This is a genomic window from Streptomyces sp. FXJ1.172 (assembly GCF_001636945.3).
Taxonomy (GTDB): domain Bacteria; phylum Actinomycetota; class Actinomycetes; order Streptomycetales; family Streptomycetaceae; genus Streptomyces.
Map to the genome: position 1 here is coordinate 752,662 of NZ_CP119133.2, position 21,434 is coordinate 774,095.

General features: G+C 69.7%; 23 protein-coding genes and 6 pseudogenes. 12 read left to right on the forward strand and 17 right to left on the reverse strand.

Annotation, left to right across the window (positions count from 1 at the left end; translation table 11 throughout):
- Positions 1-9: 9 nt before the first annotated feature.
- Positions 10-384 (reverse strand): DUF488 domain-containing protein, encoded by a 375-nt coding sequence (locus tag A6P39_RS03670; protein WP_067057485.1) that lies wholly within the window; start codon positions 382-384, stop codon positions 10-12.
- A 31-nt stretch (positions 385-415) separates the two neighbouring features.
- Positions 416-625 carry a DUF2945 domain-containing protein gene (locus tag A6P39_RS03675; protein ID WP_079133886.1) on the reverse strand — a complete coding sequence of 70 codons (210 nt, stop codon included), beginning with the start codon at positions 623-625 and terminating at the stop codon, positions 416-418.
- Positions 626-784: 159 nt separating this feature from the next.
- Between A6P39_RS03675 and A6P39_RS03680 the strand changes: the two genes are divergently transcribed.
- The 6 genes and pseudogenes from A6P39_RS03680 to A6P39_RS03705 all read left to right on the forward strand — a co-directional run.
- Complete coding sequence (locus A6P39_RS03680; protein WP_067057488.1) at positions 785-1,108, forward strand: hypothetical protein; 324 nt, start codon at positions 785-787, stop codon at positions 1,106-1,108.
- Positions 1,101-1,787, forward strand: a complete 687-nt coding sequence (locus A6P39_RS03685) for a hypothetical protein (RefSeq protein ID WP_159396227.1) — start codon at positions 1,101-1,103, stop codon at positions 1,785-1,787. The genes A6P39_RS03680 and A6P39_RS03685 overlap by 8 nt, the downstream gene beginning before the upstream one ends.
- A gap of 974 nt (positions 1,788-2,761) precedes the next feature.
- Complete coding sequence (locus tag A6P39_RS03690; protein ID WP_067057496.1) at positions 2,762-3,388, forward strand: DUF1345 domain-containing protein; 627 nt, start codon at positions 2,762-2,764, stop codon at positions 3,386-3,388.
- Between the two features lie 124 nt (positions 3,389-3,512).
- On the forward strand, positions 3,513-3,857 hold the full coding sequence (locus A6P39_RS03695; protein ID WP_159396228.1) for a hypothetical protein: 345 nt from the start codon (positions 3,513-3,515) through the stop codon (positions 3,855-3,857).
- A gap of 91 nt (positions 3,858-3,948) precedes the next feature.
- Positions 3,949-4,439 (forward strand): annotated as a pseudogene (locus A6P39_RS03700) (transposase); the annotation flags it as partial.
- Positions 4,437-4,622, forward strand: a pseudogene (locus A6P39_RS03705) (IS630 family transposase); the annotation flags it as partial. The pseudogenes A6P39_RS03700 and A6P39_RS03705, both read left to right, overlap by 3 nt.
- Positions 4,623-4,694: 72 nt before the next feature.
- On the opposite strand, the gene A6P39_RS03710 reads toward A6P39_RS03705, so the two are convergent.
- Entirely contained in the window at positions 4,695-5,072 is a 378-nt protein-coding gene (locus A6P39_RS03710; protein ID WP_030825962.1) for a hypothetical protein, read from the reverse strand.
- Positions 5,073-5,168: 96 nt separating this feature from the next.
- Here A6P39_RS03710 and A6P39_RS03715 point away from each other — a divergent pair.
- Positions 5,169-6,147: pseudogene (locus A6P39_RS03715) on the forward strand (L-threonylcarbamoyladenylate synthase).
- A gap of 40 nt (positions 6,148-6,187) precedes the next feature.
- On the opposite strand, the gene A6P39_RS03720 reads toward A6P39_RS03715, so the two are convergent.
- Positions 6,188-6,829 carry a carbonic anhydrase gene (locus A6P39_RS03720; protein ID WP_067057500.1) on the reverse strand — a complete coding sequence of 214 codons (642 nt, stop codon included), beginning with the start codon at positions 6,827-6,829 and terminating at the stop codon, positions 6,188-6,190.
- Between the two features lie 85 nt (positions 6,830-6,914).
- Between A6P39_RS03720 and A6P39_RS03725 the strand changes: the two genes are divergently transcribed.
- Positions 6,915-7,037 (forward strand): hypothetical protein, encoded by a 123-nt coding sequence (locus A6P39_RS03725; protein WP_267893406.1) that lies wholly within the window; start codon positions 6,915-6,917, stop codon positions 7,035-7,037.
- 154 nt (positions 7,038-7,191) lie between these two features.
- Here the strand turns inward: A6P39_RS03725 and A6P39_RS03730 are convergent, their stop codons facing one another.
- Complete coding sequence (locus A6P39_RS03730; protein ID WP_275883798.1) at positions 7,192-7,839, reverse strand: type III effector protein; 648 nt, start codon at positions 7,837-7,839, stop codon at positions 7,192-7,194.
- Positions 7,840-7,965: 126 nt separating this feature from the next.
- Between A6P39_RS03730 and A6P39_RS03735 the strand changes: the two genes are divergently transcribed.
- A complete protein-coding gene (locus A6P39_RS03735) occupies positions 7,966-8,397 on the forward strand; it encodes an Hsp20/alpha crystallin family protein (RefSeq protein WP_067057306.1) in 432 nt (143 codons plus the stop codon).
- A gap of 86 nt (positions 8,398-8,483) precedes the next feature.
- A pseudogene (locus A6P39_RS03740) lies at positions 8,484-8,858 on the forward strand (DUF2267 domain-containing protein); the annotation flags it as partial.
- Positions 8,859-8,938: 80 nt separating this feature from the next.
- On the opposite strand, the gene A6P39_RS03745 reads toward A6P39_RS03740, so the two are convergent.
- Positions 8,939-9,283 (reverse strand): MerR family transcriptional regulator, encoded by a 345-nt coding sequence (locus A6P39_RS03745; RefSeq protein ID WP_067039105.1) that lies wholly within the window; start codon positions 9,281-9,283, stop codon positions 8,939-8,941.
- A gap of 820 nt (positions 9,284-10,103) precedes the next feature.
- On the opposite strand from A6P39_RS03745, the pseudogene A6P39_RS45355 reads away from it, so the two are divergent.
- Positions 10,104-10,352, forward strand: a pseudogene (locus A6P39_RS45355) (helix-turn-helix domain-containing protein); the annotation flags it as partial.
- A gap of 152 nt (positions 10,353-10,504) precedes the next feature.
- On the opposite strand, the gene A6P39_RS03755 reads toward A6P39_RS45355, so the two are convergent.
- From A6P39_RS03755 to A6P39_RS45360, 10 genes are all read right to left on the reverse strand, one after another.
- Entirely contained in the window at positions 10,505-10,807 is a 303-nt protein-coding gene (locus A6P39_RS03755) for a transposase (protein ID WP_234378685.1), read from the reverse strand.
- Between the two features lie 30 nt (positions 10,808-10,837).
- The gene (locus A6P39_RS03760; protein WP_331454197.1) at positions 10,838-11,383 is read right to left on the reverse strand and encodes a rhomboid-like protein; all 546 of its coding nucleotides are present in this window, start codon (positions 11,381-11,383) and stop codon (positions 10,838-10,840) included.
- A 6-nt stretch (positions 11,384-11,389) separates the two neighbouring features.
- Complete coding sequence (locus tag A6P39_RS03765; protein WP_267893279.1) at positions 11,390-11,512, reverse strand: hypothetical protein; 123 nt, start codon at positions 11,510-11,512, stop codon at positions 11,390-11,392.
- A gap of 807 nt (positions 11,513-12,319) precedes the next feature.
- Positions 12,320-12,778 (reverse strand): RrF2 family transcriptional regulator, encoded by a 459-nt coding sequence (locus tag A6P39_RS03770; RefSeq protein ID WP_067039102.1) that lies wholly within the window; start codon positions 12,776-12,778, stop codon positions 12,320-12,322.
- A 54-nt stretch (positions 12,779-12,832) separates the two neighbouring features.
- Entirely contained in the window at positions 12,833-14,056 is a 1,224-nt protein-coding gene (locus A6P39_RS03775; RefSeq protein ID WP_067039101.1) for an acyl-CoA dehydrogenase family protein, read from the reverse strand.
- A gap of 472 nt (positions 14,057-14,528) precedes the next feature.
- Entirely contained in the window at positions 14,529-15,686 is a 1,158-nt protein-coding gene (locus A6P39_RS03780) for an LLM class flavin-dependent oxidoreductase (RefSeq protein WP_067039100.1), read from the reverse strand.
- A 33-nt stretch (positions 15,687-15,719) separates the two neighbouring features.
- Entirely contained in the window at positions 15,720-16,916 is a 1,197-nt protein-coding gene (locus tag A6P39_RS03785) for an SfnB family sulfur acquisition oxidoreductase (RefSeq protein ID WP_067039099.1), read from the reverse strand.
- A complete protein-coding gene (ssuE, locus tag A6P39_RS03790) occupies positions 16,913-17,470 on the reverse strand; it encodes an NADPH-dependent FMN reductase (protein ID WP_067039098.1) in 558 nt (185 codons plus the stop codon). Before ssuE ends, A6P39_RS03785 begins: the two co-directional genes overlap by 4 nt.
- 41 nt (positions 17,471-17,511) lie before the next feature.
- Positions 17,512-18,648 (reverse strand): dimethylsulfone monooxygenase SfnG, encoded by a 1,137-nt coding sequence (sfnG, locus tag A6P39_RS03795; protein WP_067039097.1) that lies wholly within the window; start codon positions 18,646-18,648, stop codon positions 17,512-17,514.
- A 174-nt stretch (positions 18,649-18,822) separates the two neighbouring features.
- Positions 18,823-18,903 (reverse strand): putative leader peptide, encoded by an 81-nt coding sequence (locus A6P39_RS45360; RefSeq protein WP_351225063.1) that lies wholly within the window; start codon positions 18,901-18,903, stop codon positions 18,823-18,825.
- A 137-nt stretch (positions 18,904-19,040) separates the two neighbouring features.
- Here A6P39_RS45360 and A6P39_RS03800 point away from each other — a divergent pair, with 137 nt between their 5' ends.
- A complete protein-coding gene (locus A6P39_RS03800; protein WP_067039096.1) occupies positions 19,041-19,967 on the forward strand; it encodes a LysR family transcriptional regulator in 927 nt (308 codons plus the stop codon).
- 89 nt (positions 19,968-20,056) lie between these two features.
- Here the strand turns inward: A6P39_RS03800 and A6P39_RS03805 are convergent.
- Positions 20,057-20,957 (reverse strand): annotated as a pseudogene (locus A6P39_RS03805) (TauD/TfdA dioxygenase family protein).
- Between the last annotated feature and the right edge of the window lie 477 nt (positions 20,958-21,434).

A 21,434-nucleotide genomic window follows, 5' to 3' on the forward strand; every position in this document is an offset into this window, starting at 1 on the left:
AGCGCATGGTCAGGCATGCTGCTCTTCGCTGTGGTTCAGCCAGTCGGCGAGGACGGCGGCTTCGCTGTGGTCGACGTCCTTGGTCGCCGTGAGGAGCGTGACCTTGCCGTGCGCCGCCAGGTGGTGCAGAAGCTCGACGGCCGGCCGGTGATCGCGGTCGTTCAGCTCTGCTGTGTAACGGCGCCGGAACTCATCGAAGAGTCCGGGGTCGTGGTGGTACCAGTGCCGCAGCTCGGTCGACGGCGCGACATCCCGCAGCCACTCGTCCAGATGGGCTTCCTCTTTGCTCACGCCGCGCGGCCACAACCGGTCTACGAGTACCCGCTTGCCGTCCTGCGGCGAGGCGTCTTCGTAAATCCTGCGGTATCCGATCACTCCAGCCATGACAGCCCCTTCGTCAATACGCTGGGCAAGTCTAGATTTTCGTCAGCGCCCCGCCCTTATGCATCGTGACGTGATCCGCCTTGTCGCTCTTGATCTCGTATTGCGGGCCATTTTCCGTGCAGTGACGGACATGTCCTTTGAACTCCACATCGCGGGTGTGTCTCCTGATGATGACTCCCCCGACATATACGGCTTCGGAATTCCATCGCACATGATTTCCGACAGCGAATTGTTTCGTCATCGCGCTCCTGTTGACACCGACGCCCTCTTCGTCACACAGGGAGCAGACGGACACGACGAGTGGCATCGTGGGCATTCGATGCATTCATGGTCCCATGCGGCCGGAGCCCCGGCCACCGCGCACCTGGCCGGAGTAAACAGGCAGAAAGGACCATGCGCCATGACGCACACCGACCGCATCGCGGACCTCTGGGGCCCTCACACCCCGCACTCCGGCGGCACACCGTGGCCCCGGCAGGTCGATCAGTTCCTGGCCGACGCAACCACCGAAGCGGAAGTTCAGGCCTGGGTGCGGGACGCCTGTCTGCTGTGCTCGAACGGATGCGGACTGGAGGTCGCGGTCCGTGACGGTCGGATGGTCGGGGTGCGGGGCCGGGCCGAAGTCTCGGTCGAACGCGTCGGACCCGGCCACGGGCCCGCCCCGGCCCCCACGACCACGGCCTCCTCGCCGGTACGGCCCCTCGGCAGCACCGGGCATGAGTGAGGACGCCATGCACCTGGTCCCCTATGTGGATTCCTCCGGACAGCGGAAGACACCCTTGGCCGCAGCTACCACCTGGTCTCGGACGGTCACGCCGCCGACGCGGACGTGCACTGGACCACCGCCCGCTCCGCCCGCCAGTGCGCCGCGCACTCCGAGGCACTGCGGCCCGTCCTCGCCCGCCTCGGACCGCCGGACGCACCCGCACCCGCACGCCCAAGGACTCACCTCGGCCAGAACCGGCCCGGCCGGTCTGCTGCGTGACCTGCTGGACCTCTACCAGCTCGTCAGCCTCGTCGACGTCACCTGGGCACTGCTCGGCCAAGCCGCCTGCGCCACCCGCGACCGGGAGCTGCTCCACAACGTCGACGACGGCGGCCGCCGAGATCGCCGCCCAGTAGCCGTGCCCCAGGCCCAGCAGAAGTGCCAGTCCACCGGCCACCCCGGTGCCCACGGTCATCCGCAGCGCCGGAATCACCCGGACCGAGTTGTGGCCGGACCCGGCGAGGCGCCGACCCAGCATCAGCTCGGAGGCGCGCCGGACGGCCGTGTCCGCATGCAGCGCGGCCGGCCCCAGGGCGCTGCGGTCCCGGTCACCCGAAGCCGCACAGGACTCCAGCTCGGGCAGCAGCGGCACCGCCCGGCGGCGTCGGTCCGCGAGCAGAAGGGCCTGCCGGCGTAGGTGCTCCGGCGCCACGGGAAGGTCGTCGGGCGTCCGCCGTACGGAGCCGATCAGCAGGAACCACGACATGTCCGTCAGACGCGCGCAGATCTCCTCGTGCCCGCTGTGCCGCAGCTCCATCGGCGGTGCGAGGCCGAGGGAGTGGTACGCATGCAGCACGGCCACCGTCGCCCGGTGCCGCAACCGTCCCGTGGCCTTGGTGCCGGCCCCGTGCAGCAGGTCTGCGAGCGCGCGCAGTGCCGCGGCGACGGCGATGCGCTGGGGGCGGTCCGGATGGACGAGCCAGCCCGCCACGGCCAGCACCCAGGCCACCGCCGACGCCGCCGCGGCCAGCCCGGTTCTCGGGAGGACATCGGCGAGAGCGGTGGAGGTGTTGGCGGCCACCGCGAAGGAGAAGAGCAGCAGCACCGCGCCCAGTCCGCCCAGCCGGGTGGCATCGCAGGCGAACTTGGCCAGCCCGGCGACCACGGCCGTCGCCGCCCCCACCGCGACGGCACCGGCTCCGCCCGCCCGTGGCTGGGCCAGCGCGCCCAGGGCCGCACCGAATCCCACGCACGCCGTCATGGCCACCGCGACCAGCGAGAGCACCCGAGCACGGCGCCCGTACGGCAGATTGCGCCCGAACGTGGTGGTGAAGGAGCCCAGCATGGCGTACACCGCCAGATCGGGCCGCCCGGCCAGCACGATCGGCAGCGCGACGATGGCCATGGCCAGAGCCGCGCGCAGGGCGAAGAGAAAGGCTCCGTCCACCTGGTGCACGGCCAGTGCACCGCGCGGGGAGAGCACCCGCGTGACCCCGGCGAGCGAACGTGGCCGGCCACCCCTGATGACGACGGGGAAACCCCTACGCGAAAGCGGCATAGCCCGTGTATATCCCCTCCTCCGCCCTTCCGTAATCGCCGTATGGGCCCAATGGTCCGAATAGGGGCGGAGCCCCGCGCTGAGCGGAGGGAATGCCGCTAGTGTGATGGCGCATGAGCACCTGCTTGCCGCGCTCCGGAATCCCGCGGCTTGCTTGCGCGGTGATCGTGGGTGCGGTGATCGGCACTACCGTCGCCTTTCCGACCGACATCCCGATGGGCGTCCTGTCGGGCATCGCTGCGATGGAAACCTTTTTCGTGGTGGTGGGCTGGATGGTGCTGTGGCCGATGGATGCGACCGCGACACACCACCATGCCCGGCGCGAGGACCTGCGGCCCGTGGCCGAGGAACTCGTCGTGATCGCGGCCGCCTGCTGCGGACTGCTCGGCATCGTGGTGCTGGTGCTGAGCAACTCGGACCCCGGTCATGCCGCGACGGCGCTCTGCGGCGTGTTCATGGCCTGGTCGGCACTGCATCTGATGTACGCCACGCGCTATGCGTACCTTTACTACCGGACCTCCGAGGGCGGGATCGATTTCAATTCCGAGATCCCGCCCTCGTACCGGGACTTCTTCTATTTCAGCTACAACCTCGGCATGACGTACCAGGTCTCGGACACCAACATCTCGCGTTCGGTGATCCGCGCCATGGTGTTGCGGCACTGTCTCCTCTCCTACGTTTTCGGCACCAGCATTCTGGCAACCGCGATCAACCTGGTCGCGGGTATCCTCTCGCGGTGAGCATCGGCTTCGCCTGCGAGCCTCCGTGTCCGCGCCGTTGCCGTTCGGGGACGGATCCAAACCCGGTCGGCGACAGGCCGGCATTCACCGCGCCCGCCCATGTCGTCTGTGCGAAGCTGAGGCTATGACCACGACTCCGAGAAATACCACGGGCGCCCACGGCACCACACTCTATTACGGGAACCCGGAAACCCGGCACGCGCTCCACGTGTTCCTCGAATTGCGCGACCGGGCGAGCCACCGAATGGCCGACAGCCTCCTCGGCACCATGCGTGAGGTAGCCGACGAGGGCAAGTTCGTCGTGAACTTCCATTTCGCCGCACTGCAGCCCAGAGGAGTTTCTGACCCAGCTCCAGCAGCATTGACGTGCCGGAACCGGGCCACTTACAGGCGGGTCCTGGATGGGCTGGGAATGCCGTCACTCGAAGCACCGTCCACCGCGAAGGGCTGCGAGTACTTCTACCTGTAGTTCGTTAAATCCGGCGGTGGTGTGGGTTGACGGGCAGGTCGGTTGGTCGTGGGCCGGTGGCAGGAGTCAACTACCTTGCTGGGGGCTGAGGATGACCGCTCACCGTCCGTGTCCGCCTGCGCCGGGGCCATTGGAGGACTACGCGGCCCGGTTCGACGACCACTTCTTAAGTCTCGCCCAGCGGCGGGGCTTTCGCGAGTATCCGACCGGGCTGCTGGCGCCGCGGGAGCGGAACAAGACGATCACCTGTCCCGCTGGGACGGAACCGGTGGCCGGTGCGGGGACGCCGGGGGTGCAGCGGCTGCAGTTCTTCCTGTCCGAGTCGCCCTGCGAGGTCGAGCAGGTCAACGACCGGCGGCTCGAGCTGCTGCGCGAGCAGCCGGCGACGGCTCCGCACGACGGTGGGGTCATCGTGATCGACGACTCCGGGGACCGCAAGGACGGCCACGTAACCGCGCACGTGGGCCGGCAGTGGCTGGGCCGGCTGGCCAAGACGGACAACGGCATCGTCACGGTGACCCGGTGCGGACCGACGGCCGCGTGTACCACCCGCTGCAGGCGACTCCCTACACCCCTGCCCACCTGGCCAACTCCCACCACCGCAGCCACCCCGCGCAAACCCAGGCACTGCACCGCTACCTGCGCCGGCGCGATACCAACGACCGCCACCCCGACGTACTCACCGCCCAACGCAAGGAACGCGCCCGCGTCCGTAGCGAGAAGGGCATCCGCTGGGGCGGACACCCCCTCAACACCGCGGCCTGACCAACCGCGAACCGCAGCCCCCGAACGCCGAAGGGAGCAAATTCAGGAGAAGGACAGCGACAGAAGGACGACTCAGGAGGCGGACGGTTCGATCTCCCCCGCAAAGACGATGACCTGGTCGATGAGGCTCCGCCGCAGATGGACGACGTCCGTTCCTGCCAGGCGGGGACCTCCATCCGGCGTGGTGAAGACCCACTGGTACCGGGCCCACTCGTCAGGCATGTCGACCGCTGAGCAGCGCACCATCGTGCCGGTCCCCGCCGGGTGGCGCCGGATGTCCAGCACGAACCGCTCGACCGCCGCGATTCCTTCGCTGCGACCCAACGGCCCCCAGAAGACCACGTCTGAGGTCAGAGCCTGGGAGAGCAGAGCAGTCACATAGCTGTCGTCCGAGGCGTTGAACGCGGAGATGAACGTGTCGATCGCGGAGCGTGCAATCTCTTCCTGCATGCCCCCAGTAATACCAGCTGTTTCGCGTGCGCTCGTCCCGCGAGCCGCCTTCCGATCACGGTGAACCATCCCGGTCACGGCACTAGCATTGCAGGGGTGACGGCGAGAACCAGTGACATCGAGAAGGCGGTCGGGGTGCTGCGTGCCGGAGGGCTGGTGGCCCCTCCCGACCGAGACCGTTTACGGTCTGGGCGCCAACGCCGAGGATCCCGCCGCGGTCTCGCGCATCTTCCAGGTCAAGGGACGTCCGCCCTCCCACCCGCTGATCGTCCACATCGGCGGCGCGGAGTATCTGGACGACTGGGTCCAGGACGTGCCCGGAACCGCGCGCGTGCTGGCCGAACACTTCTGGCCGGGCCCGCTCACGCTAGTCCTGCGGCGCGGTCCCCGCGTGCCTCTGGAAGCGACGGGTGGCTTGGAGACGGTCGCCGTGCGCGTGCCCGACCACCCTGTTGCACTTGCGCTGCTGTCGGCCTTCGGCGGGGGTGTCACGGCGCCGTCCGCCAACCGCTTCGGCTCGGTCAGCCCCACCAAGGCAGACCACGTCCGTACCGAGCTTGGCGATGCTGTCGACTTCGTGCTGGACGGCGGCTCCTGCGAGGTCGGAGTGGAGTCGACCATCGTCGACGTCACGGGCGAGGTCCCGAGCGTTCTGCGGCCGGGCGGCGTGACGCGCGAGGACCTCGAAGCGGTACTGGGGTGCCCGCTTGCGGTTCCTTCGACGAGCCGGGTCCGGGTGCCGGGCCAGCATCCGTCGCACTACGCGCCGCGGGCGCGGGTCGTCCTGGTCGAGCCGGAGAAGGTCTTCGCCGAAGCAGAAGGTGCGCAGGAGTTGGGGCACCGGGTGGGTGTGTTCCTTCCTCCCGCCTTCGTCGGCACTGCGGTGAAGGCGCATGCCGTGGTGCCGGTTCCCGACTCTCTCGCCGCCTACGCGCGCGGGCTGTATGGGTTCCTGCGCGAGTTCGACCAGCAGGGGTGCGACCTCATCGTCGCCTCCTTGCCGGTGGAGGAGGGGCTGGGGCTGGCGATCGCCAACCGGCTCCGCCGCGCTGCGGGGCCCCGGTCCACGGTGTGACCAGCACCGGCACCGTACGGACCGGCTCCGGCCGGGGTGGTCACGATGCGGCAGGGACCGTTGCGTCGAGGCCGCGGGCTGCGACGAGTTGTGCGCTGCCGTCGGCCAGGCGGTAGTGCAGGCCCACCACGGCGGCCTGCCCGGCGGTGACCTTGTCGGCGAGGACTCGGGAGCGGTCCAGCAGCAGGTCGGCGGTGTGCCTTATGTGCTCGGCGAGGATCTGATCGGGCTCGACCTGTCCGGCGGCCCGTGCGGCCAGCACGCTGGGGGTCACTCGCTCCACGACGTCCCGGACATATCCGGCCGGTGTCATGCCGTCCTCCAGCGCGGCGCACGCCGCGCCGACCGCGCCGCACGAGTCGTGACCGAGGACCACGACCAGCGGGCAGCCCAGCACGTCCACGCCGAACTCGATGCTGCCCAGCACCTCCGGGCCCATGACGTGGCCGGCGGTGCGCACCACGAACAGGTCGCCCAGTCCGCGGTCGAAGATGATCTCGGCGGCCAGCCGGGAGTCGGAGCATCCGAACAGCACGGCGAAGGGCTGCTGGGACGGTGCAATCTCGGCGCGGCGGGTAGCGTCCTGGTTCGGGTGCTCGGGGGAGCCCGCGACGAAGCGCTGGTTACCGGCCAGCAGCAGCTCGAAGGCGTCACGGGGCGTCGGGGTCTTGATCTCTGTCATGGCCGAAGCCTACGAGTCGGATCATTCGTCGGCGGTGCGTGGATGCTCACAACGCTGGTGCGGAGCCCTTTGCGGCAGTGCCGACATGCATGAACGCACGGCGAAGCGGCCGTCGTCGTGGAACGGACGCCCGGTGATAGCCGCCATCACGGTGGCCACCGTGATCCTCGCGGTGGTGTCCGCCGTGGTACGTGACCTGCCCAGGTGAGCGCCCATGGGCTGTTTGGAGAACTGGTAGTGCGGAGCCGGCGTGCCGCAGTCGGCCGGTCACCGTCGTCGGCGCCGTGCCCGGACATCCTGACAGCGCCTCCCGGCAGCAGATCCCTCTCGGCGCCGACAGCTGTACCGGTCAAAGCACCGGGTCAGTCGGCGGCGGCGGAGGCGGTGTCGGTGAGGGCGTCGAGCCGGGCGGCGAGGTCGGGGTGGAGGTGGGTCAGGTAGGGGCGAGTGGCGTTCAGCGGGCGGACGAGGGCGGCGGGATCGTCCTGGGCGAGGGCCGCGTCGAGCTGGCTGACGGGGCCGCGGGCGGCGGCGGGGAGCTGGGTGAGGGCGGTGATCTGGCCGGCGATGCGGCGCAGGTCGGCGGCGTTGTTCCGGGCCCAGGCGGTGAGGGCGCGGTCGGCGGCGCGGCGTTCGCGGGTGGCCTGGACGCGTTGTTCGCCGGTGGCGCCGATGGGGCCGGGCCGGCCTCGCAGGTAGCGGCGTTCGGCGGCCTGGCGGCTGGCGACGCCGAGCGGGTGGGCGAGGTCGGCCCAGCTGGCTCCCGCGTCGCGGGCGGTTTCGATCAGGCCGGTCTCCCAGCCGGCGAGCTGCTCGCGAATCTGCCGCAGCAGCAGCAGCGAGGCCAGGGCCTGCTCCGGGCCGGGGCCGGCGTCCGGGGCGTCGCGGGTCTCTTGCCGGGCAGCGTGCAGAGCGTCGTCTATGGCGTGCAGGGCCGCGGCGGCGGCGAGGAACGAGGCCGGGCTGCGGCCGTCGGTGCCGGAAGAGGCCGGGTGGTCGGCTGCTGCCATGGGCACCCCCTTCAGCGTGTCGTCCGTTCGATGACATCGTGTTTGTCATCCATTGGATGACATGTTACAACGGTTCAGTGAGGCGCATTGGCAGCAACTGCCCGAACCTTCTGGAGGTGTTTCACGATGTTGATGCGCACCGATCCCTTCCGTGAGCTCGACCGGCTGGCTCAGCAGATGATGGGTCCGGGCACCTGGTCACGGCCGTCCGCGATGGCGATGGACGCCTACCGCGAAGGTGACCAGTACGTGGTGGCCTTCGACCTGCCGGGCGTCAGCCCCGAGGCGATCGACATCGACGTCGAGCGGAACATGCTGACCGTCAAGGCCGAGCGCCGCCCCGTCGCCAAGGGCGACGACGTGCAGATGGAACTCTCCGAGCGGCCCCTGGGCGTCTTCTCCCGCCAGATCGTGCTCGCCGACACCCTCGACACCGAGCACATCACGGCCGACTACGACGCCGGAGTGCTCACCCTGCGCATCCCGATCGCCGAGCGCGCCAAGCCCCGCAAGATCTCCATCGGCCTCGGATCCGGCCGCAAGGAGATCTCCGGCTGACCGCAGGCGACAGAGGCCGATCAGCAGCGGAGGGCGGGCATCCCCCCACTCCCGCCCTCCGCACACACCGCAGCACAGAAGCCGAAGACAAGGTCCGCCACGAAGGCGCCTACCCCACCCGGGAACAGGCCGAGGAAGCCGTACGTCTCGTCGTTTCCGGACTCGGACGCCAGCTGACCGGCGAGGAACGCGTCGAACTGGCCGCACGCCTGCCCCGGGAGGCCGCACGCATCCTCGCCGAACAGATCCCCGACACCCAGCCACTGACCGGCTGGGCCTTCGTCAAGGACCTCGCCGCCCGCAGCGGCGCCAGCCTGGCCACCACCCGCTGGGACACCGGCTCCGTCCTCGCCGCCGTCGCCGCCTCGTTCGGCCCCGAACTACTCACCCGCATCCTGCGCCAACTCCCCACCGGCTACGCGCTGTTGTTCGGCCGCGCCGAACTCACCCAGGCAGCCTGAACACGCGCCTCGAAGCCTTGATGCCGGTCGGCTTCCCTCGCCGGCGGTCAGTGTTGTCCGCCTGCCGACCGGCGTTGCGATCAGGCCGTGGTCTTCGGCTGTGATTCGCCGCTCTGTGCGCGCAGCTGCTCGTTGATGCGCCGGGCTTCTTCGAGCTGGTCTTCGAGGATGACGATGCGGCAGGCGGCCTCGACGGGAGTGCCCTGGTCGACGAGTTCGCGGGCACGGGCGGCGATGCGCAACTGGTAGCGGGAATAGCGGCGGTGCCCGCCTTCGGAGCGCAGCGGGGTGATCAAGCGGTGTTCGCCCAGGGTGCGGAGAAAGGCGGGGGTGGTGCCGAGCATCTCGGCGGCCCGGCCCATCGTGTAGGCGGGGTAGTCGTCGTCATCGAGATTGTCGACGGGACGGGAACTGCCAGGGGGCATAGACCTCTTCTTTCAGGGGACGCGTCGGGGGGCCCGGGCGCCAGTACCGGCGCCCGGGCCCCGAGCTTTCAACACCATCTACCGGCAACTCGTGCCGGCCTTCTTTGTCCGCAGGTTCCGCCTGGGAGGGCGGGGCTGCGGGGATCGTGATGCGTGACCGGGGACCACCTTCCAATCCGGGGCCTGCAGTACCCGGGCCGACTTCTTCCTCGCCCGGGCGATCCTGATGGCGCTCTGCTCCTTACCTTCGGTTACTTGGTTGTACTGCTGGATACCGCGGGTACTGCCCGCGACCCCTGCGGGCCGCGTCCTGCTTGACCTGTATGCACGGCAGTTCGTGTCTGCCGCACCCTCATCGACTTCCGGGGTACGGCAATACGGTAACCCCGCGACGAGCCAATGTCTACTATTGCCACGACAGATTTTCTTGCAAGTCCATGCATGGAGTTCTACTCCAGATACACCCGGAAGAGTGCTGTCCTGGGTTGAACCCCCGCCGGGCGGGCACACGCTGAGCCTGGCGGCACAGCCGATCCCGGGGCGAGGTGACAGGCCGGCCCACGGTCCGCCGCCTCACCAGCAACGTGACCACCGCGCAGAACCTCCGGCTACCCCAGGAAAGGGCCTCTCACCTGCGCGGTCGATATTCAAGGCTGGCAGCAGGTTGACGACGACGGCCCCCTCGCCGGGCGAGATCAAAGCGCCGTCACCACACGGCTTCCGGCGCGGCCGGAAGGTGCGCGTGTCGCATTCCCCGACTCGCCTCCAAAACTGACGATCATCGTTGACACCTGGGTCTCCGATCACCACGGAGATGCCCATGCCGAAGTCCACGCCCATCACCCCGCCGCTTGACCGTGAGGCCAAGCGGCGCCTGGCCGTCATACGCCACGTCGAAGAGGTCAGCGGGAACGTCGCGATGTCCTGCCGGTACTTCGGGATCAGCCGGCAGGCGTACTACACCTGCTACCGCCGCTACCAGGCCGAGGGCATCGAGGGCCTGCGCACCCGCTCCAAGGCCCCGGAGACGTCCCCGAACGCGACCCACGTCGAAGTGGTCGGGAGGATCCGGTGGTCCCCGCGCCCGCGAGGGTGGTCCCCTGGCGCGGTGCGCCCTATCCGAAGCCTCTCGGTGGTCACCGCCGCTGACGCGACGGCGTCGGAGCAACTGGTCGTAGGGCGTCACCGAGGGCAGTGGCCTGGCGTCCGGCGGAAGGTGGTTCAGCTTCCACTGGTGCCAGAAATGAGCTGGAGTTTCTCCTTCGTCCAGGTGACCAGGCAACCGGTGTAGCCGCCGTCGGCCCACACCAGCGTGATCTTGTGGAACTGTGCCCGCAGGCGGGGCAGCATGACGCGGGCGGCCTGGCGGTCGGTGACGTCGGCGGCATACACCAGCACCATCAGCAGCAGGCCCAAGCAGTCCGTGCGGAAGAAGGCATACACCCGGTCCCAGGCAGGGAAGTCGGCGGGCATAGAACGCCACTTGATGCCGTTGTCGGTGACGTACCGGATCGCATCCAGCATCACGCGGTGGCAGTAGCCCGAACGGGATACTTAGCCTGACCCCGTCCCGTCCAGTCTCTGAAGCGGCGCTGCGCGTGACGTCCGTCGGTGCAGGTGGTGGTGGCGGGCGTCGGACGACCGCAGACCCCGTGCCAGCAGCATGCCGGTGGACAGTGCTGTCACGTGGCCGACGGGGGTGACTGCCAGCGTGGTCAGGCCGCTCGTGATGTGCGGTGCGCGCGCCGTGAGCGCGGCGAGCGCGGTCCACCGGTGCCACCGCCGGGCCCCTGCTGCCACCACGGCGGCCAGGGCCGAGACGATCACGTAGGACGGGCCGACGTCCAGCGTCGCACGCAGCGCCGGGTCTGCTTGGCCCGCCGCGATCCGCGCTGCCAGCAGCCCTTCGCTCACCAGTGTGCCGAGGAGTTGGCCGGCCGCGATCAGCGCGAGGGCCCGCATGTTGCCGAACCGGATGACGAGAAGCGCCAGTATGGCCCCGGCCAGGGCGATGCTGCGCAGACAGGCCCAGGGATCGGCGCCGAACAGGAGGGCGGAGGCGATGAGTGACTCCGCAGGGTGATCTCCCATATTGGCCAGGTTGGTCTATGCCCAGGCGTTCACCGCGTGATCACCGCCGTACGTCAGGGACGCCGCGGCGGCGAGCAGGGCGAAGCCCCAGGGCACGGGGGAAAGCCATCGGCGGGCGGGGGTCCGGGACAGATCCATGTGGCCGACCCTGGCAGAGGGTGCCCGGCCTGCGGATCTGGCCACGGAATGACCCGCTGATCTCTGTCTCTGGACAGAGGCGGATGATCGCCCTCACTGGCTAGGGTCGGATGCGTGCGAGTCATGAGGGTGAGGCATGACGCGGCGTCCTTTGCCCGGAGGCTGACACTGATTCAGCTGGTCGGGCTGGATGTGCTTTTGGCCGTGGTCCTGATGGCGTCGAACGTGTTGTGGTGGACGCTTGACACGCGCCGCGAGGGCTGGCCGGCATGGCAGACCGTGCTGACGTGCTCGTTGGGCGTGGCCGTCGCCGTCCGGCGGTTGCTGCCACTGCCTGCGCTGGCGGTGGGGTCGGTGGTGATGGCTACCGACGGCGGGCTCAGCCTGACGGGGGTGGTGGCGACTGCTTTGCTGGTGTACGGGGTGGCGGTCGCCCGACCCGCGCGTGTCGCGGCGTACGCGGGCGCGGTGGCAGGCGCCGCGCAAATCGCCTTGATGATCCCTATGCAGGGCATAACAGGCCGCCGTCGGCGCACGGCGCGAAGGCGTCAGCCACCCCATCGCCCGCGTCATGCTGGCCGCCGCACCCACCTCCGCTCAGGCCACCCGGCTGACCCGCACCCAGCTGCGGTCGCTGCTGAGAAAGGCCGGCCGCAGGAATACCATCGACGCCGAGGCGGAACGGCTCCAGACCGCGCTCCGCGCCCCGCAGATGCGCCAACTTCCGCTGGTTGAAGAGGCCATGGGCCGTCAGACCCTTGCGCTCCTACGACAACTCGACGCCGCCTGCAGCTTGGGTGGTGTCGGTCAGGGATTCGTCCAGGCCTCGGGGTCCTCCGCAAGGCTCACAACCTCGTCGGGCAGCTTGGCCGCGGCCACGTGGGCCAGGGTGACCTCGCCGAGGATCTTGCGGACGTTGGCGCGTACGGCGATCCACAGCGGCAGCAGCGACTCCGCGGGACCGCAGTACGAGAGTTCGGGTGGGCGCACTCCCCGCACCGAGACCAGGGGGCCGTCCGCGACGCGGATGACGTCTGCGATGGCGATCGACTCCGCCGGGCGGGCGAGCCGGTAGCCGCCCTTGCCGCCCCGCTGACTGACCACAAGACCGCCCCGGCGCAGGTCGCCGAGGATGCCCTCAAGGAATTTGTGCGGGATGCCCTGCGCCGCGGCGATCGCCTCGGCCTTGAGCGAGGCCTCGCTTCCTGCTGCAGCCAGCTCCAGTGCCGCCCGCACCGCATAGTCCGCCCGCGCCGAGATACGCATGCCGAGATTATCCATCAGTGTCGTATCGGCCCCCTGCACGGGTCGCCTTCCCCATCAGGCGGGGAGGACGAAGGGTGGGTGCGCGCCGTTGAGGAAGTAGTCGCCCACCTCGCGCAGTCTGTGGGCGACCGGCTCGCGCAGGGTGTGTGTCCGGGCGTTGCGCCAGAAGCGGTCGAAGCCGTGCCGCGCGGAGGCGGCGTCGGCGCCGATGACGTCCAGGGCACGGGTGGTGATCTCCTGCGCGGCCCGGGAGGCGGCGGACTCGGCCACGCTGGCGAGGACGGCGATCTCCGCGCACTCCTCGTCGTCGACATCCTCGCCCTGTACGAGGCCGCGCACCAGGGCATCCACCGCCTGCTCGGCCAGGGCGGACGCGGCACGTGCGACGACGGTGAGCTCGCCGTACACGGTCAGCGCGTACGGACCTTGCGACGGGCTGTCCGGCCAGGGCTGAGGCGACAAGGGCTGCCGGGGGGACCTCATGCCCCTTCCGCACTCGCGAACCTCGGCCAGCAGGCCCTCTGCCACGCCAAGACAGAACTGGACGGAGACCAGACGCGCGGTCGGCGCGGCCAGAGAGGCGAACGGTGACAGGACGCTCTCGTCCGGCGAGAGGGAGCCGAGCACATCGCCGGCCGCGACCGGCACGGAATCGAACTCCACGCCGCCACCGGCCGCCAGCCGCTGGCCGAAGGCGTCCCCGCTGCTGCCGCTCACGACGCCCGAGCGGGCGGGGTCGACCAGGACGGCCCACGGCTCACCGGTGCCGTACTTGGCGGCTCGAACCACCAGCCGGTCGGCGATCCCGACCCCGGTGGCATACCTCTGGTAGCCGTTGAGGAGATAGCCGCGCGACGTGGGGGTCAGGATGAGTGGTGGTTCATGTGAGGCGATACCGCCTCCCCAGAACCACTGGCCCGCCGTCGACTCCCGCTCGATGCGGGCGGCACGCGTGCGGTCGGCGAAGAACCGGGCGCTGCAGGACAGGAAGTAGTGGTTGCCCAGCAGGTGGCCGATGGCACCGTCGGCCGCGGCGACGGTCCGGATGACCGCGTAGGCCGTGCGCCAGTCCCCGCCGCCGCCCCCGAGTTCGGCCGGGGCCGGCAGTGTCAGCAGTCCCGATTCACGCAACCGCTCCACCTCGTCGAGCGGTGCCTTGCCGGCCTGTTCGCGCTCGACGGCGTCCGTGGCCAGGTCGTCGGCCAACTCACGGGCTATGTGCAGCCAGTCGGCCTGCCCGGCTCCCGCGTCGGTCGCCTCACCCGCCGTCACCGTCATGCCCTCACCCGCTTCATGCGACTGCGACCGTCGCTACAGCTCAGTGCTGTGGTCATGGCGTCTTCCTTCAGGGGACCGAGGACGACGCGGTGCCCGGCGAGGCGATCTGGGAGTACAGCGGTGCGCAGTGACGCGTCGGCTTCATCATCCTCACGCTCCTCTTCGACCACCGTCAACACTTTCCTAGTAATTCGATAGGAAAACTAGGAAAGCCCGGGGTCTTCCGGCTGATTCGCGCTCCCGGATGGCGAGTTCGCGATGGCGGGCGGCCGGGTGGTCGTCCTTGACCCCGGGGGCTGCCGACCGGACCGTGGAGGCGTTCGCGGAGCGTGACGCCGCCGGACGGAGCCGGGATCCTGCCGCGGCTGCGCCGGGACGACGAGGTCGAGGAAGTCGGCGAAGGTGCCGAGGGTGGCGGTGTAGGCGAATTGAAGCCGTCGAACCTCGGCATCGTCGGCGATCACCTAGGTCATCACGCGGTCCCAGCACCGGCGAAGGGGACCTCGGCGGCGGGGGCCACCTGCTGCCCGTACGGGTGCCGCCACAGACCCTGCGCCTGAAGCTTCGGCAGCACGCCCTCGCCGAACCAGTACGCCTCCTCCAGATGCGGATACCCGGAGAAGATGAACTCCTCGATGCCCAGGGCCGCGTACTCCTTGATCCGCTCGGCGACCTCCTCGTGGCTGCCGACCAGAGCCGTGCCCGCGCCGCCGCGCACCAGGCCGATGCCCGCCCACAAGTTGGGGTGGATCTCCAGCCCGTCCCCGCTCCCGCCCCCGTGCAGGGCCAGCATCCGCTGCTGGCCCTCCGACTCACTGCGGGCAAGCCCGGCCTGGACCTGCCGCACGGTCTCCGCGTCGAAGCCCGCCAGCAGCCGCTCCGCCTCGGCCCAGGCCTGCTCGGAGGTATCGCGGGTGATGACGTGCAGCCGGATGCCGAAGCGGACGCTGCGACCCTCCTGCGCGGCGAGCTTTCTGATCCAGGCGATCTTCTCGGCGACCTGGGCCGGCGGCTCGCCCCAGGTGAGGTAGACGTCGACATGCCTGGCGGCGACCTCTCCCGCGATGGGCGAGGAGCCCCCGAAGTACACCTCGGGAACGGGGTCGGGCAGCCGGGCGAGCCTGGCGTCCTCGACCTGGAGGTGCTCGCCGTGCAGATCGACGGTCTTGCCCTGCCACAGCCCCCGGACGATTTCCAGGAATTCGCCGGTACGGCGATACCGCGCGTCCTTGTCCAGGAAGTCGCCGTAGGCCCGCTGTTCGTGGCTCTCGCCGCCGGTTACGACGTTGAGCAGGAGCCGTCCGCCGGTCTGCCGCTGGAAGGTGGAGGCCATCTGGGCCGCGAGCGTCGGCGAGACGAAGCCGGGGCGGAAGGCGACGAGGAACTTCAGGCGCTCGGTGTTCTGGCTGACCATGGCGGTGGTCAGCCACGCGTCCTCGCACCACGCGCCGGTCGGCGTGAGCGCGCCGACGAAACCCAGGTCTTCGGCGGCGCGGGCGATCTGGCTCAGGTAGGCGACCGTCGGCGGCCGGTCCCGCCCGGACTCCGTGGCGGGGGTGCCGTGGCCGCCGCCGACGACGTGGCGGCTGTCGCCGTTGGTGGGCAGGAACCAGTGGAAGGTGAGGGACACGTGGGGGCTCCGATCGGATTTCGTCAGCGTTCGTCAGAGGAGGCCGTGGCGGGGCGGCCTGGTGCCGCCCAGCACATAGCGGCCGATGTGCTGGACCTTCCAGCGGGCCGGGTCGTGCAGGGTGTGGGTGCGCGCGTCGCGCCAATGGCGGTGCAGGCCCAGGGAGTCGAGCGCCGAGCGGGTGCCGGAGACCTCGAACAGGGCGCTGGCGACCTCCACGGCGGCCTCGGCCGCCGTCACTTTCGCGGTGGCCACCGCGATCGAGGCCTCGGCGGCCGAGTCGTCGGTCAAATCGGCGCGGGCGTCGTCCACCGCGCGGGCGGCCTCGCGGAGCAACGCTTGGGCAGCCCGTTGTCTGATCGCCAGTTCGCCGAACCGCTGGATCAGCAGCGGATCCTCCGCGGCGGTCGCGTGCCCTTCGGCGGCGCTCTCGAACCAGGGGCGGCTCTTCGTACGGACGAACTCCACCGCCTCGGCCAGCGCCCCGGAGGTGATCCCGGCATCGATGGCCGCGTGCAGCAACTGAGCTACCGCACCGTGGAGTTGGGGTCCTTGGAAGGTGAGGTGGTGGGGCACCACGCGGTCGGCGGGCACGGGCACCGACTCCAGGCGGACGGTTCCGCTGGCGGTGGTGCGCTGTCCCATGCCGTCCCAGTCGTCCACGACCGTGAGGCCGGGCGCGTCGCGCGGTACGTACGCCACCTGCAGGGTGTCGTCCTCGGTGCGGGCGAGGACGGGGATCCAGTGGGCGAACAGCGCGCCCGTGGAGTAATGCTTGACGCCGTCGAGGACGTACGACCCGTCCGGGCGCCGGGCGAGGCGGGTGCGGATGTCCTGGACGTGTTGGGTGCCCGCCTCGGACTGGGCGTTGCCGAACCGCCTGCCCGCCAGGACCTCGCCGAAGAAGAACTCCTGCTGTTCGTCGGTTCCCTGCCGGCGCAGCACGCCCACGTACACGAAGTGGCTCTGCGGGATCTGGGCCAGGCTGGCGTCGGCGGCGGCCAGCAGTCGGAAGATCTCGGCGAGCGTGTCCGCACGGATGTCCGCGCCGCCGAACCGGGTGGGCACGGTCACGGCGAGCAGCCCGGAGGCGGACAGCCGCTCCAGCTCCGCGTGCGGGAGCCTGCGCCGCGCGTCCCGCTCGGCGGCGCCCTTGCGGAAGTCCCCGGCCAGCTCCGCGGCCACGGCGAGGGCCTCGGCGTCGTCCGCGATGACGTGCGCGGCGCTCATCCGGCGGCCGCCAGCAGTGTCGTCCGGCCGCCCAGCGCGGCCGAGAACTGGTCCGTGACCTGCGCCAGCGCCTCGGCCGATCCCGGCGCGACGGTCAGCGTGCCGTCCTCGCCCACCGTGACGTCCTTGTCGAGGGTGAACCAGCCCGGCGTGATGTGCGCAGGCCCCATGGAGGACAGGACCGGACGCAGGGCGTAGTCGATGGCCAGGACGTGGGCGGTGGTGCCGCCGGTGGCCAGCGGCAGGACCGTCTTGCCCGCCAGGGCGTACTGCGGCAGCAGGTCGAGCAGGGACTTCAGCAGCCCGGAGTAGGCGGCCTTGTAGACGGGAGTACCGATCACCACCCCGTCCGCCTGCTCGAACAGGGCGGTGGCCCGGACGATCGCCGGGTGACCGAAGTCGGCCCCGAGCAGCGCCTCGGCAGGCAGGGTACGAACGTCCAGCGCGATCACCTCGTGTCCCTGCGCGATGAGCCGCTCGTCCAGGTGGCGCAGCAGCCGAGCGGTGCGGGAGGTGGCGGAGGGGCTTCCGGAGACGGACAGGATGGTGGCCATGGGAGGACCTTTCGGTTCGTCGTTTCGTGTGCGGGCCACGGTCAGGCGTGGGCGGCGGCGGGCTCGGACTCGGCTTCCTGTGCCTCCAGTTCGCGCACCAGGGGCAGCACCCGCCTGCCGAAGTACTCGACCTCCTCCAGGTAGTGCAGGAAGCCGAGGAGGAAGAGGTCGACGCCCAGCCGCTTGTAGGCGACGATCCGCTCGGCGATCTGCTCGGGGGTGCCGATCAGACCCGTGCGGAAGCCGTCGTTGTACTGGACGAGGTCCTCGAACGTGGAGTCCTGCCACATGCCCTTGCCGTCGCCGGTGGACGGACCGGCCTGCTGGACGGCGTCGCGGAAGCCGTGCACGGCCTGGGTGTCGGCCTTGGCCACGATTTCGCGGAGAGTCTCACGGGCCTCGGCCTCGGTGTCGCGAGCGATGAGGAAGCCGTTGAGGCCGAACTTCGGCGGGGTACGGCCCGCTTGGGCGGCGGAGGCACGGACGTCCTGGATCTGCTCGGTGACGCCGTCGAAGTCCCTGCCGTTGGAGAAGTACCAGTCGGAGACGCGGCCGGCCATGGCACGGGCGGCGGTGGAGTTGCCGCCCTGGAAGACCTCCGGGTGCGGGCGCTCGGGGGTGTTCAGCGGCTTGGGCTTGAGGGAGAAGTCGCGCAACCGGTAGAAGTCACCGGCGAGTTCGGCGTGGTCCTCGGTCCAGATCTTGCGCAGAGCGCGGATGAACTCCTCGGAGCGCCGGTAGCGCTCGTCGTGCTCCAGCCAGGGCTCGCCAAGAGCGGTGAACTCGCCCTTGAACCAGCCACTGACCACGTTGACGGCGAAGCGGCCGTGCGACAAGTGGTCGGCGGTGGCGCCGAGCTTGGCGAGGACGCCCGGGTGCCACAGGCCTGGATGCACGGCGGCGATGACCTTGAGCCGCTGGGTGGCGAGCAGCAGGGCCAGACTGAAAGTGGTCGACTCGTGCTGGTACTCGGCGCCGTAGCTGGCCATGTAGCGGACCTGGCTGAGCGCGTAGTCGAAGCCGTTGTTCTCGGCGAGGACGGCGAGTTCGCGGTTGTAGTCGTAGCCCCAGTCGGTGCGCTGCTCGATCTTGCTGGTGACCAGACCGCCGCTGACGTTCGGCACCCAGTAGGCGAAGCGGACGGGATCGGATCCGGGGTATGCGGAGGATGCGGGCATGGGAACTCCTGGCAGGGAATGCTGCGCGGGCAGGACGAACGAACTCCGCGGAATTCAGGCACGCTGGAGCGGCGTTTACGAGAAAGCCGTCGTCACGACGGAAATGAGCCGGGACCGGAATTCCCGGAAGGAAGCCACAGAGGGAGCGAGTGGGAGGGTTTCCCTCGGGTGCGCTCAGACCCGACAGCGACAGAAGGCGCTGGAAACACGCGCAAGGTCGACGTGGCGCCGCCGCGTGAGGTCCTGTCGCTTCATGCCACCGATCGAACCAGGTGGGAGTCCGGCCGGTCAAGAATGCCCGGATGTGATTCCACATGGTGAGAGTCGGTATTCACGAGGTTGTGACAGGGATTCCCTTGAACCCGGTCCCGGGAGGGCGCAGTCTCCTGTTCGTGCGTATCGAACAGCTCGAATACATCGCTGCCGTCACACGGCTCGGTTCGCTGCGGCGTGCCGCCGAGGAACTGCACCTGTCCCAGCCGGCGCTCAGCGAGACCGTACGCAATCTGGAGCGCGAACTCGGCGTGGACCTGCTGGAGCGCAAGCGGTCCGGCGCGAAGATGAGCGACGAGGGACGCGAGCTGCTGCCGCACATCATGAGCGTGCTGGACGCGGTCGACCGGCTGCGCGGCGCTGCCGGCGACCAGCACCGCATCAGCCGCATGGTCCGGCTCGGGACGGTGAACACAGCCACCGTCCCGCTGGTCATCCCGACCGTGCGCGAGTTCCGGGCCTCGCACCCGGTCACCCAGGTGGAGTTGGTCGGCGCGCAGCAGGCCGACATCCACCTCGGGCTGTTGGAGGGCGCATTCGACCTGGGACTGGTGAACTACCTCCGGGGCGACGACATGCCGCCCGGCTTCGAGACGACGGAGTTGCTCTGCGGCCGGCCGGTGGTGTGCGTGCGTCCGGACAGTCCGCTGGCGGCCATGGATGCGGTGGACGCGGACAGTCTCCTGGCCGAGCCGCTGGTCGTGATGCGGTCCGGCTATGTGATGCACCGTTTCGTGCACCGGCTGCTGCGCGGCCGGACTCCGTCCTTCTCGTACTCCACCGACGGCGCGGAGATGGGCAAACTGATGGTGGCCGAGGGGCTGGGGGCCACAGTGCTGCCGGACTTCAGCGTCGTCGGCGACCCGCTGGAACGACGGGGCGCGATCACTGTGCGGCCACTCGCGGGGGATGCGACCGACGTACTGCTGGTACTGCAGCGCCGCCATTCCGGCTCCGTTCCGCGGGCGGTCCGCGACCTGCACGAACTCTTCGTGCGCAACGCTCAGGCGCACGGCGCTTCTTCGCGACGGCTGACGGAGGGGTGATCCTGTGCTCATCGTCATGGGTGGCCCGCCCGGCACCGTCTCGGCGTCGGGGCCTTTGGTGACGGCAGGCGCTTTGAGGCTGAGTTCCGTCATGCGGCCACCGCCAGTACGCTGCTGTAGTGCGAGGCATCGCCGACGAGCTGCTCGCTGCAGCGGCCGTCGACACCGGCCGGCACCTCTCCGGCGACCGTCACCCGGTTGAGGCGGCGCGGGTGGTCGTCGTAGTTGTCCACCCCGTAGTGCTGGGTGATCCGGTTGTCGAAGATCAGCAGCTGGTTCGGGGACCAGGTCCAGCGCAGGATGTTCTCCGGACGCGTCACGTACGACTGGAGGAGGCGCAGCAGATCGACCGACTCGCCGCTCGACAGGCCGACGATCCGCTTCGCGAACCCGCCGATGAACAGCCCGCGTTCGCCCGTCAGCGGATGCACCCGCACGACGGAGTGCTCCGCCTCGTACGGCGTCGACACGAAGATGCGGTCGTACTCCTGCCGTTGTGCCGTCGTGGCCGAAGAGCGGGCGTAGTCGTACTGGTTGGTGTGCACGACGCGCAGCGTGTCCCCGAGGGCGCGCAGCGGTTCGGGCAGGTCGCGGTAGGCCGCGGCGGCGTTGGCGATGAGCGTCTCGCCGCCGTACGGCGTGGTCACGATCGACCGGAGCGTGGTGAGCTGAGGCGGGTTGACCACGAAGGTGACGTCCGTGTGCCACTCGTTGGCCTTGGACGTCTCGCTGTCGACGGCGAGCACGTTCGTCGTGCCGTCGGCGGCCGGCACGTTGGGGTGGGCGGTGGTGAGTTCGCCGAACCACCGGCCCACGCGCTCCTGGCCGGCGTTGTCGAGGTTGACGTCATCGAAGACGATCGATCGCCTTGCGCTCGTTGAGGGAGTCACGGAGCGCCGTGACCGTCGAGAGATCGGGGGTCGCCGTGAGGTCGACGCCCTCCACGACCGCGCCGATGCGGCCGGTGAGCTTACGGATGGACACAGGCATGAGGGAGTCCTTCTCGGGAGGAAGTGGGCGCACAGCTGAGAGCTGGGTGCTCCGTGCGGCGATCGGAGAGCGGAGAGCGTGAGTGAACGGCCGACGCGCGAGCCGATCGACGGGAGATCGGGCAGTCGGCGCGATGGCAACGCAGGGGAGACCGAACCTCAGTCTGTGCGGAGCGCGCGGAAGAGGTGAGGCTGGAGGAGCGGTCGCTCAGGAGGCGGACACCGCGATCCCACAGGACGGCGCTGCATTACGGGCGGTTTCGGACCGCCTCCGCACGACGCGCACCGTCGGTGCGCACCGGTTCCCGCCGGGGACCACTTACCGGGTCAGCGACAACAAAACGCGCTGGAGACGTGCGCCAGATCGATGTGGCGCCGCCGAGTGAGCTCCACGCGCGGGTTCACGGCACGGGAGTTCAGCAGAGGTCCACCACGTTGGTCAATAACTTTCCGGACAGGTCTTGCATAGCGGACACGG